Raw genomic sequence first — 15,281 nt, 5'->3', positions numbered from 1 at the left:
CCGGCCATGTCCAACTGCCTCATCGCCCCCTCCATCCTGTCCGCCAACTTCGCCCGCCTCGGCGAGGAAGTCGACAACGTCCTCGCCGCCGGCGCGGACTGGGTCCACTTCGATGTGATGGACAACCACTACGTGCCGAACCTGACCATCGGCCCGATGGTCTGCCAGGCGCTGCGCAAGCACGGCGTGACCGCGCCGATCGACGTGCACCTGATGGTCGAGCCCGTGGACCGCATCATCCCGGACTTCGCCGAAGCCGGTGCCACCTACATCAGCTTCCACCCGGAAGCGAGCCGCCACGTGCACCGCACCATCCAGCTGATCCGCTCGCTGGGCTGCAAGCCGGGCATCGTGCTCAATCCGGCCACGCCGGTGGACATCCTCGACTGGGTACTGGACGACCTGGATCTGGTGCTGCTGATGTCGGTCAACCCGGGCTTCGGCGGCCAGGCCTTCATTCCCTCGGCGCTGGACAAGCTGCGCGTGGTGCGCAAGATGATCGATGCCAGCGGCAAGGACATCCGCCTGGAGATCGACGGCGGCGTGAAGGCCGACAACATCGGCGAGGTCGCCGCTGCCGGCGCCGATACCTTCGTTGCCGGCTCGGCCATCTTCAATGCCAAGACCAGCTACCAGGACGTGATCGCGCAGATGCGCGCGAATGTCTCTGCGGCGCGGGGCTGAACCATGGGCACGGCGGCCGTGTTGAACATCCGCGCGGCCACCGTGGCCGACGCCGGTCTGATCCTGCGCTTCATCCGCGAACTGGCCATCTACGAGAAGGCCGAGCATTCGGTGCAGACCGATGAGATCGGCATCGCCGAGAGCTTGTTCGGTGCCGATGCCACGGCGCGCGCGCTGATCTGCGAAGCCGACGGCGAGCCCATTGGTTACGCCGTGTATTTCTACAACTACTCCACCTGGCTGGGCCGCAAGGGCATCTACCTGGAAGACCTGTATGTCAGCCAGGAAAAGCGCGGCGCAGGCGCCGGCAAGGCGCTGCTGAAGTACATCGCACGCCAGGCCGTGGCCGAGGGTTGCGGTCGTTTCGAATGGTCGGTGCTGGACTGGAATACCCCGGCCATCGAGTTCTACACCGCCGCTGGCGCCACGCCGCAGGACGAGTGGACCGTGTACCGGCTGCAGGGCCAGGCATTGCACGATTTCGCCAACGGCTGAGGCGAAGTGCATCCACGCATGGCGTGGATCTACCCACCGGGTGGGTGCGAACCTTGGTTCGCACTCCCTACGCACCAAAAAAAAAGCCACGCCAATCACTGGCGTGGCCTCGCTGCATGCGTGGGAGGCTGATCCTGCCTCCATCCGTCGTCCCTGCTATGGCCTTCCATTCTCCAGCAGCTGAATGACACCTGCGTGACATTCACTGCGGACAAACGGCGCATTGCTAGCCTGTGCCACCCCCGTCCTGGAAGCACCGCATGACCACCCCGCGCTGGCGCCTGATCCTCAACGGAAAATCCGCAGGCAATGACGAGCTGCGCGACGCGGTCGGTCATTGGCGTGGGCAGGGCGTGCAGCTGGAAGTGCGGGTGACCTGGGAAGACGGTGACGCCGAACGCTACGTGGCCGAGGCGATCGATCATGGCGTGGACGTGATCGTGGCCGCCGGTGGCGACGGCACGCTCAGCGCGGTGGCCGAGACACTGGCGCATCGTGAGGAGCCGGCAGATGCGTTGCCCTCGCTGGCGCTGATCCCGATGGGGACCGCCAACGACTTCGCGACTGCGGCCGGCATCCCGACCGAGCCGAAGGCGGCCTTGGCCTTGATCGGGCAGGCCACGCCGCATGCCATCGATCTGCTGCGCGTGGACGCCGATGGCACGCAATGGTGGTGCGCCAACCTCGCCAGCGGTGGCTTCGGCACGCAGGTGACGGTGGAGACCGATGCCGGCCTGAAGAAGATGCTGGGCGGGCTGGCCTACGTGATCACCGGCATTGCCAAGCTGGGGCGGATCGAGCCGATCCATGCGCGCCTGTCGGGCCCGGATTTCGCGTGGGAAGGCGACTTCATCGCGCTCGGCATCGGCAATGGCCGCCAGGCCGGTGGTGGCCAGCAATTGTGCCCGCAGGCGCTGATCGATGATGGGCAGCTGGACGTGACGGTGCTTCCGGAGCTGGAAGGTGAAGTCACCGCCACGCTCGGCCAGATGCTGAAGTCGGGCACCCAGGCCGCACTGGAACAGCTGGCGACGCGCGCGCGCCTGCCGTGGCTGCAGGTGGAATCCGAGCGTCCGTTGACGCTCAACCTGGACGGCGAACCGGTACAGGCGCGCCAGTTCCGCATCGCGTGCGTGCCGGGCAGGGTGCGGATGCACCTGCCCGTGGGCTGTGCCCTGTTGTCCGAGCCGCGCTGAGCCGGACCGGAAGTCCTACAACGGGGGGATGTCCTGCTCCTTCGCCGGGAACCCGAATGCTTCACGCTTTTCGCGGATGTACTGCGGCAGCGGCGGCCGGGCAATGCCGTGATCGATCAGCCACTGCTGGCACTTCTTCTGCCAGGGCAGCAGGTCCGGTGTGGTGATTTCCCAGTAGATGGCTTCGACCATGGCCATCCGATCGGGCGCGCCTGGTTGCGCCGATGACGGCGATGCAATCGTGGGGTCCGCACCATGCTCAAGCAGCCAGTAGGCCTGCTCGAAGCCGCCACGGCCGGTGTACCAGCTGAGAACGGTATCGGCCTGGCCGATGTTGGATTCGTTGACGTGCGCGCCTCGCTCCACCAGCAGCTGGATGTTCTTCCACAGGTTGCCGGAAATGAAAGCCTGGAACAGCAGCGTTTCGGTGTTGGAGGTGCGCGTGTCCGGGTCGCCGCCATGATCCAGCAGCAGGGCCAGGTAGCGCGGATCGTCCATCTTCGCGGCATAGACCATGGCGTTGTTGTGGCGGAACGTCTCGCCGTCCAGCGTTTCAATACGCCGTGCATTCGGGTCGGCGCCGTTGTCGAGCATCGCGCGCAGGCCTTCCAGGTTCTGTGCGCGCAACGGCCACGCGATGAGCGGAATGCCATCCTGCTTCGAGAACTCCTTGTCGGGGTTCACGCCTTCGGTCTTGATCAGGCGCGTGATCGTCGCTGCATCACCCTGTTCGGCGGCGATGGCCAGTTCAAGTGCCTTGCCCTCGAAATAGCGCTCCGCGCCATGTGAAGACGTGCGCGCGCAGGCGCTCAGCAGCATCAGCAGCATCAGCGCCAGGCAGGAAAATGGCGTAAAGGAACTGTGAGGGTGACGGTGCATGTGATCCCTTGACATGGACGCGTTCGGGGGATGATAGCGTTGGCCGTGGTCATTCCAGCAGGTCCTGGATGACCGTGTCTTCACTGATGAGCAATGGAGTCTGCCATGAGCGGTCACGATCCCGAGCAGCAGGAACGTCTGTTGCAGGCCCGCGCCAAGAGCGTCCAGGCGCAGCAGCACCTGGTCGAGCAACTGCAGGGAGGTGGACATGCCACCGAGGCGGCGCGCTTGCGCGAGACCTATCACGCCCGCGAGCTGGGTTCGCTTGCTGGTGATGTGTATGCCTCGGCAAAGGGCAAAGGTGAGCCGCCGGTCGGGTGGACGCGCGCCAGTGCCGTGACCGACCCGGACACGCTCAAAGCGGCGGGCATCAGCCTGGGAGCGGCCGATCTGAAGAAGCTGATGCGGCCGAACGACTCGGGTTTTCGCGCAGAGATCTACATTCCGGACAAAAGGGTGTTCGGTGATGACGCCAAGCCTGTGCTGGTGTTCAAGGGCTCAACGGGCGAAATCATCGATCCCCGGGCGAAAGGCGGGCGGCGTGAATCCGGAGGCGAGGATTTCCTCAACAATGGACGCCAGGGCGTAGGCATGCAGAGCGACTACTACGATCGGGCCATGGCACTGGCGAGTCGCTTGAAGACCTCTGGTACCCAGTTTGAACTCGCCGGTCATTCGCTTGGCGGCGGCATGGCCTCTGCCGCTTCGGCGGTTACCGGTGTACGTGCGACCACCTTCAATTCGGCGGGGCTGCATCCGGCCACCGCCGATCGCTACGCGAAATCCCACGGATTGCCGGTGTTCAACACGCGCGACACGGTGCACACCTACCAGACGTCGGGTGAAGTGCTCAACGATGTGCAGAATGGATTGAAGCGGCTCAACGAGCATCACCGGCAGGGCTTTGGCCTGTTGGCCAGCGAGACCAGCCAGCTGCTGCGTCAGCCCGGCGTGCAGCAGATGGTTACCCGCAAGCTGCAGGAGATGATGCCGGCGGGTGCGCAGACGGCCACGGCCCAGCTGGTTGACCAGCTGGCGTCGAAATCCGGGGCAGAGGCATTGCGCAATGTTCCGGTGGCCGCGGGCAGGATGGAACTGTTGCTGGACGCCAAGACCGAAGTGAACGGAAAGGTGGTGGATCGCCGCCATCGAGAAGCGCCAAGCCAGCTTGCCGAATACGGTGGCCCGCTGGCCGAGGTGCTGATCGCAGGTGCGCGCGGCATGCGTGCCGGACGGGTTGCCGGTGAACATGTCGAGCAGGTCGGCGCGCTGGCGGGCCGGGGCATGAGCTTGTCCGGCGTGGCCGTCGAGCGTGCGTCGACCCTGCAGGGAAATGCGATCGGCACCGTGGTCGACTACGGTGGCAAGAGCATGCGGGTGGGCATCGAAGGCGGTGCGACGGTCATTGCCAAGGGTCGCGAGCTGCAGGGTCTGGTCGAATCGGTCAGCCACCGCGTGCAGGCCAAGGGCAGTTACGGCTGGAACATCGGGGCCAGCGTGCTGGGTGCGCTCGGTGCCGACGACATGGCCAGACAGATGCGTGAGCACGGTGATGCGGCGCGCAATCAACACGAAACCAAGGCCCGTGAAGCCACCCGTGAAGCGGCGGCGGATGCCGGCCGCATCCGTGCCGGCGGCCATCATCTGGGCGGCCAGCTGCAGCAGGGCGTGCATGGCGTGGCCAATGGGCTGCGCAACGGCTATGCCGTGTACGGCGCGACTTTCCACATGGGCATGAACTGGAGCAGCCATCAGATCACCGGGCTGACCTCGCAGGCGCCGGCCGTGCTGGCCGGCACCGTCGGGCTGGGCGCGATGGCCAACAAGGGCATTGCCACGCACCTGCCCACGCCAGCACTGCCGCAGAACCTGGTCAACCTGGCCAAGACGTCGTGGGTGATCGGGCGCGGCAGTGCGACCATGGGGGAGTCGGTGGACCGGCATGGCATGAGCGAGACGATGAACCCCAGTCTCGACGCGGCAATCGCGACCCAGGAGGCGGCCGCGCGCAAGCTGCTTGGACGGCCGCATGCACAGCTGCAGGAGGGGGGCGCGAAGATACCCGCGCTGAACGATCCGGGGCACATCGATTTCCATCTGTTCAAGGGCGCGCAGACCGGCGTGCACGGCCTCGATGTGGCACATGGCCGCATCCCGAACCTGCAGAGCGATCAGCTGGCCGGGGCGTTGGCTGTGCAGGCCAAGCGCGAAGGGTTGCAGGCCATCTCCCATGTGCTGCTCAGTGACGACCGCACGCGGGCATTCGCGGTCGACACCCCGGATCTGCAGGCGGCCCACCGCCGACATGCACATGTGGACGTGGCGGCCGGCATGGCCCAGCCGCTGGTCGTGAGCACGGCGCAGGTTGACGCCCTGAACACCGGTCGCGAACAGGCGACGGCAGCCGGACTGGCCCAGCAACAGGGGCTGGAGGCCCAGGAGAACGCCCGGCGGATGGGCTAATGGCCGAATGAACCGCGACGCCGCGACGGGGTTCCCCTCCCGCCCCGGCTGCGATACAGTCAAGGGGTGTCCAGCCTGACGACCCCGCATACCCTTTCTTCCGCACGCCGTTGGTGGCGATGGTGGCCCGTTGCCGTCGTCCGCCCCCATAACGCTGTGTCCCGGAAGGAAAGTCGTCTTGAACTCGCACGCTCAGTTTCTGCAGCAGGCCGCTGAAGGCCACACCCATATTCCCGTCGTCCGTGAAGTGCTGTCCGACCTGGACACGCCGCTTTCGGTCTATCTGAAGCTCGCCGACGGCCCCAATACCTACCTGTTTGAATCCGTCGAAGGCGGCGAGCGCTTTGGTCGTTACTCGATCATCGGCCTGCCGGCGCGCCGCGTGTATGCCTTCCATGGCCACACGCTGACCGTGCGCGAGGACGGCCAGGTGGTGGACACCCGCGAGGTGGCCGACCCGTTCGCCGAAGTCGAGGCGCTGCGCAGCGCCCACTCGGTGCCCAAGCTTGAAGGCCTGCCGGGCTTCACCGGCGGCCTGGTCGGCTGGTTCGGTTTCGAGTGCATCGGCTACATCGAACCGCGCCTGGCTCCACCGGCCGGCCGCGACGAGCTGGGCACGCCGGACATCCTGCTGCTGGACTCCAACGAGCTGGCGGTGTTCGACAACCTCAAGGGCCGGCTGTACCTGATCGTGCATGCCGACCCGCGTGTCGAGGGTGCCTTCGAGCAGGCCCAGGCGCGCCTGGATGCACTGACCGCCAAGCTGCGCGCACCGGGGGCCGGCTATCCCGCACCGCTCAACAGCGACGTGCTGGACGAGTCCGATTTCGTCTCCGGGTTCACCCGCGAAGGCTTCGTCGATGCGGTCCAGCGCAGCAAGGAATACATCCGTGCCGGCGACATCTTCCAGGTGGTGCTGAGCCAGCGCCTGAGCGTGCCGTTCAAAGCGCGCCCGGTGGATGTGTACCGTGCGCTGCGTGCACTGAACCCGTCGCCCTACATGTATTTCCTTGATGTCGGCGACCTGCAGGTGGTCGGTTCCTCGCCGGAAATCCTGGTGCGTTTGCAGGATGGCGAAGTCACCGTGCGCCCGATCGCCGGCACGCGTCCGCGCGGCGCCACCGTCGAGCAGGATCTGGCACTGGAAGCCGAGCTGCTGGCAGATCCCAAGGAACGCGCCGAGCACCTGATGCTGATCGACCTCGGCCGCAACGATGCCGGTCGCGTGTCCAAGGCCGGCACCGTGGAAGTGGGCGAGCAGTTCGTGATCGAACGCTACAGCCACGTCATGCACATCGTCAGCGAAGTGACCGGGCAGCTGCAGCCGGGCCTGAGCTACGCCGACGTGCTGCGCGCCACGTTCCCGGCCGGCACGGTCAGCGGTGCGCCGAAGATCCGCGCGCTGGAAGTGATCCGCGAGCTGGAACCGATCAAGCGCAATGTCTACGCCGGCAGCATCGGCTACATCGGCTGGCACGGCGATGCCGATACCGCCATCGCCATCCGTACCGCCGTCATCAAGGACGGCCGCCTGTACGTGCAGGCCGGCGCCGGCATCGTCTACGACTCGGACCCGGACAAGGAATGGGACGAGACGATGAACAAGGGGCGCGCGCTGTTCCGCGCCGTTGCCCAGGCTGCCAAGGGCCTGTAAGCCTTCCCGTGCCGTGGCCTGCGCCGCGGCATCTTCCGCTGTTCCCGTTCAAGACAAGGAGTACCGCATGAAGCTGCTGAGCGCATTGCTGTGGTCGTCGCTGCTGGCCACGATGGCCCCGTCTGCATGGGCGCAGGCCAACACCATTCCCTCGCAGCCGCATCTGCTGGTGAAGGGGCAGGGCACCCGCACGGTGATGCCGGACCGCTTCTCGGTCGATCTGCTGGTGAAGTCCACCGACGCCGAGGTCGAGAGCGCGCGCGCCCGCGTCCAGAACAACGTGCAAGCTGTGCTGGCTGCTTTCAAGGGTAATCACGCGGTGTCCGGCAGCGTGCGGGCCGACAACCTGACGATCCGGCCGGAGCATCGCTATGCGGGTGGCAAGCAGGAGTACGTGGGGACCCAGGTCAGCCGCCAGCTGAAGGGCAGCTTTGCCAGTACGGCGGACCTGCAGGGCTTCCTGCGCGCTGTCAATGCGAGCGATGAACTGCAGATCAGTGGCATGCGGCCCGGCTATGCGGACGAACGCGCCCTGCGCGCACAGTTGAAGGGCGAAGCTGCCGCGCAGACTAGGGAGTCCGCGCGCAATCTGGCGAGCGCCTACGGCGCGCGTATCACCGGTCTTTACAGCATCTCCGACGTCGCGCCGAACTTCGCCTACGGCGTGCAGGCAGGCAGCTGGCCGGACGGTGATGCCTCGCTCGTGGCGTCCGCTCCGCCGTCCCCGCAGGCGCCCGTGCAGGGCGTCCCTGCACCACGGTCCACCGAGTCCATCGAAGCCGGCCCCATCACCTACACCGAAAACGTGTACGCCATTTTCCTGATAAGCGACGGAACCTGACCATGTTGTGGATGATCGACAACTACGACAGCTTCACCTACAACCTCGTGCAGTACCTGCAGACGCTGGGCGCCGAGGTGAAGGTGGTGCGCAACGATGCGATGAGCGTGGACGAGATCGCCGCGCAGAAGCCCGAACGCATCGTCATCTCGCCCGGCCCGTGCACGCCCAACGAAGCGGGCGTGTCGCTGGAGCTGATCCAGCGCCTGGGCCCGACCACGCCGATCCTCGGCGTGTGCCTGGGCCACCAGGGCATCGGCCAGGTCTACGGCGGTACGGTCATCCGCGCCGGCAACATCATGCATGGCAAGACCTCGCCGATCCGCCATCAAGGCAAGGGCGTGTTCGCCGGCCTGCCGGACCGTTACCAGGCCACCCGCTACCACTCGCTGGTGGTGGACAAGAACAGCCTGCCCGATGTGCTGGAAGTGACCGCCTGGACCGAGAACGACGACGGCTCGATCGAAGAGATCATGGGCCTGCGCCACCGCCAGTTCCCGGTGGAAGGCGTGCAGTTCCATCCCGAATCCATCCTCACCGAACACGGCCATGCCCTGCTGCGCAATTTCCTGCAGCGTCCGGCCGCCTGATCCCAGGAGCATTCCCATGAGCTTCTCCCCCCAGGAAGCCCTGCAACGCACCATCGAGCACCGCGAAATCTTCTTCGACGAAATGGTCGACCTGATGCGGCAGATCATGCGCGGCGACGTCTCGCCGATGATGACCGCCGCCATCCTCACCGGCCTGCGGGTGAAGAAGGAAACCATCGACGAGATTGCCGCTGCGGCCACGGTGATGCGCGAATTCGCGCTGGCGGTGCCGGTGGCCGATACCGCCCACCTGGTCGACATCGTCGGCACCGGTGGCGATGGCTCGCACACCTTCAACATCTCCACCTGCGCGATGTTCGTCGCCGCTGCGGCCGGTGCGCGCGTGGCCAAGCATGGCAACCGCAGCGTGTCGTCCAAGTCCGGCAGCGCCGATGCAGTCGAAGCGCTGGGTGCGGCCATCGAGCTGCAGCCGGCGCAGGTCGCCGCGGCCATCGAACAGACCGGCATCGGTTTCATGTTCGCGCCGATCCATCACCCGTCGATGAAGGTGGTCGCGCCGGTCCGCCGCGAGATGGGTGTGCGTACCATCTTCAACATCCTTGGCCCGCTGACCAACCCGGCCAGCGCACCGTCGGTGCTGATGGGCGTGTTTCACCCCGATTTAGTGGGTATCCAGGCGCGGGTGCTGCGCGAGCTGGGCACCGAGCGCGCCATGGTGGTCTGGGGCCGCGACAACATGGACGAGATCTCGCTGGGCGCCGGCACCCTGGTCGGCGAGCTGCGCGACGGCAAGGTGCGCGAGTACGAGATTCACCCGGAGGACTTCGGCATCGCGATGTCGGCCAGCCGCAACCTGCGCGTGGACGGCCCGGAGCAGTCCATTGCCATGCTGCGTGCGGTGCTGGACAACACCCCCGGCCCGGCGCTGGACATCGTGGCCCTGAACGCAGGCGCCGCGCTGTACGTGGCCGGTGTGGCCAGCGACATCGGCGACGGCCTGGCCCGCGCCCGTGCCGCCATCGCCAACGGCAGCGCCCGCCAGCGCCTGCAGCAGTATGTAGAGACCACCCGCGCGCTGGTTGCCTGAGCGCGCGGTTCAGCCTGACCCTCTTGATGGCCGATAATGGCCGTCCTCACCGCCCCCGCACTGAATCGACGACGATGAGCGACATCCTGCAGACGATCCTGGCCCGCAAGGCCAAAGAAGTGGCCCAGCGCCGTGCCCAGCGTCCCCTCGAGGACCTGCAGGCCGCCGTGGCCAGCGCCCCGCCGGTACGTGGCTTCGTGCGCGCGCTGCAGGCGGCAGTGGCCAACGGCGATCCGGCGGTGATCGCCGAGGTGAAGAAGGCCAGCCCGTCCAAGGGTGTGATCCGCCCGGATTTCCGCCCGGCCGACATCGCCGTCAGCTATGAGTTCGGCGGCGCCAGCTGCCTGTCGGTGCTGACCGATGTGGACTTCTTCCAGGGTGCCGATGCCTACCTGCAGCAGGCCCGTGAGGCCTGCACGCTGCCGGTGCTGCGCAAGGACTTCGTGATCGACGCCTACCAGGTGTACGAGGCGCGCGTGCTGGGCGCCGACTGCATCCTGCTGATCGTCGCTGCGCTGGACGACACGCAGTTGGCCACGCTGTCCGAACTGGCGATGTCGCTGGGCATGGACGTACTGGTGGAAGTGCACGACATCGACGAGCTGGAGCGTGCGCTGCAGGTACCGGCACCGATGATCGGCATCAACAACCGCAACCTGCGCACCTTCGAGGTGTCGCTGCAGACCACGCTGGACATGCAGAAGGCGGTGCCGCGCGATCGCCTGCTGGTCACCGAGAGCGGCATCCTCGGTCCGCAGGACGTGGCGCTGATGCGCGATGCCGGCATCCACTCGTTCCTGGTGGGCGAAGCCTTCATGCGCGTGGAAGAGCCGGGCGAGGGCCTGCGTCAGCTATTCTTCGCGGCATGAAAACGCATTATCCGACGCCGCGCGACGATGCGCCGCTGGTGGTCTTCGATTTCGACCACACCCTCTACGATGGCGATTCAGGTACTCACCTGTTCGCTTCGCTGATCAAGCGCAACCCGCTGCGCATGCTGGCGGCGCTGCTGGTCACGCCGATCGCCGGGCCGATGGTGGCGCTGCTGCCGACCCGCCGTACCGGCATTTCGGTCTATGTGTGGATCGGCAGCTTCGGCCTGCACCGTGCGCGCGATTTCAACAAGGTGATCGACGCCTATGTGCTGCGCAACGAGGCGCAGATGCGCGCCAAGCTGCTGCCACAGGCGCTGGAGGTGTTCGCAGCGCACCGGGCCAAGGGTGACCGCGTGGTGGTTGCCACGGGCGCGCCACCAGAGCTGGCACGCGCGATCCTGGCCTTCGTCGCCCACCAGGACGTACCGGTGATCGGCACCGAGGTCGGCCCACGGCTGGGTGGCGTCGGCCCGACCCGCCACTGCCACAACGAAGAGAAGATGCGCATGCTGCGCGAGCGCGGCTACGGCGACATCGATATCGCCTACTCCGACAGCACCGCCGACCTGCCGCTGCTGCTGGCCGCCAAGGCGCCGGTGGTGGTGAACCCGAAGCCGGGCAGGGTGGACTTCTTCCGCCGCGTGCTGCCGGCCGGCACCCGCATCCTCAACTGGGGCTGCGTGGACCGCGGCGGCGACAAGGCCTGACCTCGCCGCACGGTGACGGATCTGCCGGCCAGCGGCCGGCACTACCCTTCTCCGTCCCGGTAGTGCCGGCCGCTGGCCGGCAAATGGTCCTGCGCCCGGTGAGCAGTCAGCGCGCCAGATACCCGGTCAGCGCATGCCCGATCTGGAACAGGCTGATGCCCAGCACCAGCACGCCCACGGCCACCAGCACCCAGCGCTCCTTCAGGCGCTTCACCAGCAGTGCGGCCACCGGCGCGGCCATCATGCCGCCGATCAGCAGGCCGGCCACGATCTGCAGGTGATGCAGCCCCATCGACAGCAGGAACGTTGCTGAAACTGTCAGGGTGACCACAAACTCGGCCGCGTTCACCGTGCCGATGGTGGTGCGTGCCTGGCCGCCGCGGGCCAGCAGGGTGGAGGTGGCCACCGGCCCCCAGCCGCCCCCGCCGCTGGCATCCAGGAAGCCGGCCACGAAGCCCAGCACGGGCACCCGCTTGACCTCGCCCTTGGGCATCAGGCGGCCGGCGGCACGGGCCAGGATGATGATGGCCAGCACCAGCAGGTACAGGTAGATGAGCGGGCGGATCACCTCGCCGGGCAGCTGGGTCAGGCCGTAGGCACCCACGGCGCCGCCCACGGCGCCGGGCAGCGCCAGGCGCAGGAACAGGCGCTTATCGACATTGCCGGCGACCAGATGCGACACGCCGGAGGCGCCAGTAGTGAACACCTCGGCGGTGTGGATGGCTGCACTGGCCTGCGCGGGCGGAATGCCCATGGCCAGCATCACCGACGACGACACCAGGCCGAACGCCATGCCCAGCGCGCCGTCCACCAGCTGGGCGCCCAGGCCAATGAGGATGAACCACCAGAATGCGCTGCTCAGTTCCATGCACCGAGCCTAGCGCGTGAAAGAGTGCGGACCAAGGTCCGCACCCACCGGGTGCTCAACGATCAACGGGTGCCGTACAGCACCACGGTCTTGCCGCGGGCGTGCAACAGGCCATCGGTCTGCAGCTTCTTCAGCACGCGACCGGCCATTTCGCGCGAGCAGCCGACCAGGCGGGCCAGTTCCTGGCGCGAGACGCGCAGCTGGCTGCCCTGCGGATGGCTCATCGCCTCCGGCTCCTGCGCCAGGTCGTGCAGGGTGCGCACGATCCGGTCGGTAACGTCCAGGAATGCCAGGCGGCTGGCCTTGCGGCTGGTGTCGAGCAGGCGCTTGGAGATCTGCTGGCCCAGCGCGTACAGCAGGCGCGGGGCATCGGCCGACAGCGGGCCGAGGAACAGCTGGTGCAGGCGCTCGTAGCTGATTTCGGCCAGCTCGCAGGCGGTACGGGTCCTCAGGATCACCTCGCGGCGGTCCGATTCAACGAACAGGCCCATCTCGCCGACGAACTCGCCGGCACCGAAGTAGCCCAGCACCAGCTCGCGATCGTCATCTTCCTCGGCCATGATCGAAACCGAGCCGCTGATGACGTAATACAGGGTTCCCGCCGGGTCACCGGGTCGGAAGACGTCGGTACGGGTGGGGTATCGCCGCCTGTGGCTGTGCGCCAGGAAACGATCGATTGTGGCGATATCCAGGGCCAGTGGACTGCTAGCTAGGCGCACGGTTGACACGATAGGAGCGCTCCCTCTGCGCATGAACGGATTCACGGGGTCGATAGCGGAGCTTAACCAGCGCAATTGTTAAGGGCAAACAGTGTGCCAGATGTGAGCGCTCTTCACGTTCCCCCCGGGGACAGTTTGCCCCATAATTCCCCCTTTCCCTTCTTACACAGGAATCGACCGCCGTGGTCAAGCCGTTGCCTCGCCTGAGGCTGCAGGGTTTCAACAACCTCACCAAGGCGCTGAGCTTCAACATCTATGACGTGTGTTACGCGCGCACCGAAGAGGAGCGTCAGCGTTACATTGAATACATCGATGAAGAGTACAACGCCGACAGGCTGACTCAAATCTTGACCGATGTCGCCGAGATCATCGGCGCCAACATCCTGAACGTGGCCCGCCAGGACTACGATCCGCAGGGTGCCTCGGTGACCATCCTGATCTCCGAAGAACCGGTGATCGACAAGAAGCAGGCCGGCAAGGAGCTGATCTCCGATGCCGTGGTCGCGCACATGGACAAGTCGCACATCACCGTGCACACCTATCCGGAAACGCACCCGCAGGAAGGTATCGCCACCTTCCGCGCCGACATCGACGTGGCCACCTGCGGCGTCATTTCGCCGTTGAAGGCGTTGAACTACCTGATCGAAAGCCTCGAGTCGGACATCGTGATCATGGACTACCGCGTCCGTGGCTTCACCCGCGATGTGAAGGGCAAGAAGCACTACATCGATCACAAGATCAACTCGATCCAGAACTTCCTGGCCAAGAACATCAAGTCGCGTTACGAGATGTTCGACGTCAACGTCTACCAGGAAAACATCTTCCACACGAAGATGCACCTGAAGGACTTCGACCTGGACCAGTACCTGTTCGAGGAAAAGGCCAAGAACCTGTCGTTCAAGGAACGCATGAAGATCGAAGCGCTGCTCAAGCGCGAGATCGAGGAGCTGTTCCACGGCCGGAACCTGTCCGAGTAAGCCCCATGTGCGATGCCCGCAGGCATCGCCGCCCAGGCGGGACGACCCGCCCCGTGGAACCAGTGCCCCGCACGCGTTACAGTTCCACGGTGATGTACCGACCCACGGCCCGGTGTGAAAACACCGGGCCGTTTCGTTTTTCTCAAAAAAGGTAAGGAGCCCCCACCCATGCCCTGGATCTACCTGCTGCTGGCCGGCCTGTTCGAGATCGGTTTCGCCCTCGGAATGAAGTACTCCGAAGGCTTCAGCAAACCCCTTCCCACCGCTGCCACGGTCGTGTCCGCGCTGATCAGCCTGTACCTGATGAGCCAGGCGATGAAGAGCATCCCGGTCGGTACCGCCTACGCGATCTGGACCGGTATCGGCGCCATGGGCGTGGCGGTGCTGGGCATCTACCTGTTCAACGACAGCGCATCGCCGGCACGCCTGGCCTGCGTGGGCCTGATCGTGGCCGGCGTGATCGGCCTGAAGCTGGTCTCGCCCAATTAAGGCGGCCCGACCAACGGTCGGGCCCCACCGTCGGGCCCACCGTGCCCTTGGGTAGGCCCCCACCGTTGGTGGGGCGCCCCGGTCAAATGCGGTAGGCGATGGTCTTCATGACCTTGGAAGCCAGCGCCATCGCGCCCGGGATCGGGAACGGCAGGCGGCGTGCGCCGGCCTGCTCGGCGTGGTCCGCATGGCGGGCCTCGTCTTCCTTCATCACGGCGATGACCGCGCGGCTGCGCAGGTCGCCGGCCGGCAGGTCGACCAGGTGCTCGTCCAGATGGGCTTCCACCTGGCGCTCGGTCTCGACCACGAAGCCCAGGTTCCAGCCGTCGCCGCGCAGCCCGGCCAGGGTGCCGATGGTGTAGCTGCCGGCGTACCAGAGCGGGTTGAACAGGCTCGGACGGCTGTCCAGTTCGCCCAGGCGGGTGGCGCACCAGGCCAGGTGGTCGGTTTCTTCCTGGGCCGCTTCCAGCAGGTGTTCACGCGTGGCCGGGTCGCGGGCCACGGCCGCCTGGCCGAAGTACAGGCCCTGTGCGCAGACCTCGCCGACGTGGTTGATCCGCATCAGGCCGGCCGCGTGGCGGCGTTCGGTGCTGTCCATGCCCGGCTCGTCGGTGCCCGCAGCCGGATAGGGGCGGGCCGCCGGCGGGTTGCCGAACACCGTGTCCAGGGCGCGCTGCGCCTCGGTCAGCAGGTGGTCCAGCGGGGTGATCTGGCGGAGCACGGTCATGGCGGTACACGGTGGGGCGGAAGACCCCGCGATTCTCGCCCGACCCCGTCCCCCTGCCAACCCGGTCAA

The 15,281-nt window shown here is 66.3% G+C and carries 16 protein-coding genes; 12 read left to right on the top strand and 4 right to left on the bottom strand.

Annotated elements, in window-relative coordinates:
* Positions 1 to 6: 6 nt before the first annotated feature.
* The 3 genes from rpe (at position 7) to yegS (ending at position 2,375) form a co-directional block, all read left to right on the top strand.
* Positions 7 to 684 carry a ribulose-phosphate 3-epimerase gene (gene rpe, locus MG068_RS19320; RefSeq protein WP_132810914.1) on the top strand — a complete coding sequence of 226 codons (678 nt, stop codon included), beginning with the start codon at positions 7 to 9 and terminating at the stop codon, positions 682 to 684.
* Positions 685 to 687: 3 nt separating this feature from the next.
* Positions 688 to 1,179: a GNAT family N-acetyltransferase gene (locus tag MG068_RS19315; RefSeq protein WP_132810913.1), complete on the top strand. Its 492-nt coding sequence runs from the start codon at positions 688 to 690 to the stop codon at positions 1,177 to 1,179.
* Between the two features lie 260 nt (positions 1,180 to 1,439).
* A complete protein-coding gene (yegS, locus tag MG068_RS19310) occupies positions 1,440 to 2,375 on the top strand; it encodes a lipid kinase YegS (RefSeq protein ID WP_032127162.1) in 936 nt (311 codons plus the stop codon).
* Between the two features lie 15 nt (positions 2,376 to 2,390).
* Here the strand turns inward: yegS and MG068_RS19305 are convergent, their stop codons facing one another.
* Positions 2,391 to 3,464 carry an ankyrin repeat domain-containing protein gene (locus MG068_RS19305; RefSeq protein ID WP_240792096.1) on the bottom strand — a complete coding sequence of 358 codons (1,074 nt, stop codon included), beginning with the start codon at positions 3,462 to 3,464 and terminating at the stop codon, positions 2,391 to 2,393.
* Here MG068_RS19305 and MG068_RS19300 point away from each other — a divergent pair.
* The 7 genes from MG068_RS19300 (at position 3,360) to MG068_RS19270 (ending at position 11,432) form a co-directional block, all read left to right on the top strand.
* On the top strand, positions 3,360 to 5,717 hold the full coding sequence (locus MG068_RS19300; protein WP_132810912.1) for a Tle-like phospholipase domain-containing protein: 2,358 nt from the start codon (positions 3,360 to 3,362) through the stop codon (positions 5,715 to 5,717). The two genes, MG068_RS19305 and MG068_RS19300, sit on opposite strands and share 105 nt — an antisense overlap.
* Before the next feature lie 178 nt (positions 5,718 to 5,895).
* Positions 5,896 to 7,371 carry an anthranilate synthase component I gene (gene trpE / locus MG068_RS19295; protein WP_049401669.1) on the top strand — a complete coding sequence of 492 codons (1,476 nt, stop codon included), beginning with the start codon at positions 5,896 to 5,898 and terminating at the stop codon, positions 7,369 to 7,371.
* A 67-nt stretch (positions 7,372 to 7,438) separates the two neighbouring features.
* Positions 7,439 to 8,212, top strand: a complete 774-nt coding sequence (locus MG068_RS19290; RefSeq protein ID WP_132810911.1) for an SIMPL domain-containing protein — start codon at positions 7,439 to 7,441, stop codon at positions 8,210 to 8,212.
* A gap of 2 nt (positions 8,213 to 8,214) precedes the next feature.
* Positions 8,215 to 8,802: an anthranilate synthase component II gene (locus MG068_RS19285; RefSeq protein WP_049424046.1), complete on the top strand. Its 588-nt coding sequence runs from the start codon at positions 8,215 to 8,217 to the stop codon at positions 8,800 to 8,802.
* 16 nt (positions 8,803 to 8,818) lie between these two features.
* Positions 8,819 to 9,850 (top strand): anthranilate phosphoribosyltransferase, encoded by a 1,032-nt coding sequence (gene trpD, locus MG068_RS19280; protein WP_132810910.1) that lies wholly within the window; start codon positions 8,819 to 8,821, stop codon positions 9,848 to 9,850.
* Between the two features lie 74 nt (positions 9,851 to 9,924).
* Complete coding sequence (trpC, locus tag MG068_RS19275) at positions 9,925 to 10,719, top strand: indole-3-glycerol phosphate synthase TrpC (protein WP_132810909.1); 795 nt, start codon at positions 9,925 to 9,927, stop codon at positions 10,717 to 10,719.
* Complete coding sequence (locus MG068_RS19270) at positions 10,716 to 11,432, top strand: haloacid dehalogenase-like hydrolase (RefSeq protein ID WP_032127168.1); 717 nt, start codon at positions 10,716 to 10,718, stop codon at positions 11,430 to 11,432. The genes trpC and MG068_RS19270 overlap by 4 nt, the downstream gene beginning before the upstream one ends.
* A gap of 106 nt (positions 11,433 to 11,538) precedes the next feature.
* Here MG068_RS19270 and MG068_RS19265 read toward each other — a convergent pair whose 3' ends face one another.
* The gene (locus MG068_RS19265) at positions 11,539 to 12,300 is read right to left on the bottom strand and encodes a sulfite exporter TauE/SafE family protein (RefSeq protein WP_014038735.1); all 762 of its coding nucleotides are present in this window, start codon (positions 12,298 to 12,300) and stop codon (positions 11,539 to 11,541) included.
* 62 nt (positions 12,301 to 12,362) lie between these two features.
* Positions 12,363 to 13,052, bottom strand: a complete 690-nt coding sequence (gene crp / locus MG068_RS19260; RefSeq protein WP_010482649.1) for a cAMP-activated global transcriptional regulator CRP — start codon at positions 13,050 to 13,052, stop codon at positions 12,363 to 12,365.
* A gap of 149 nt (positions 13,053 to 13,201) precedes the next feature.
* Between crp and speD the strand changes: the two genes are divergently transcribed.
* Complete coding sequence (gene speD, locus MG068_RS19255; RefSeq protein WP_006473908.1) at positions 13,202 to 13,996, top strand: adenosylmethionine decarboxylase; 795 nt, start codon at positions 13,202 to 13,204, stop codon at positions 13,994 to 13,996.
* A gap of 168 nt (positions 13,997 to 14,164) precedes the next feature.
* Positions 14,165 to 14,485, top strand: coding sequence for a DMT family transporter (locus MG068_RS19250; protein WP_005411314.1), 321 nt, complete (start codon positions 14,165 to 14,167; stop codon positions 14,483 to 14,485).
* An 82-nt stretch (positions 14,486 to 14,567) separates the two neighbouring features.
* On the opposite strand, the gene coq7 is transcribed toward MG068_RS19250, so the two are convergent.
* Complete coding sequence (gene coq7, locus MG068_RS19245) at positions 14,568 to 15,212, bottom strand: 2-polyprenyl-3-methyl-6-methoxy-1,4-benzoquinone monooxygenase (protein WP_132810908.1); 645 nt, start codon at positions 15,210 to 15,212, stop codon at positions 14,568 to 14,570.
* Positions 15,213 to 15,281 lie beyond the last annotated feature (69 nt).

Origin of the sequence: Stenotrophomonas sp. ASS1 (assembly GCF_004346925.1) — a bacterium.
Classification (GTDB): Bacteria; Pseudomonadota; Gammaproteobacteria; order Xanthomonadales; family Xanthomonadaceae; genus Stenotrophomonas; species Stenotrophomonas maltophilia_A.
The sequence above is the reverse complement of the archived record's forward strand: the minus strand, read 5'-3'. Positions and strand labels throughout refer to the sequence as shown.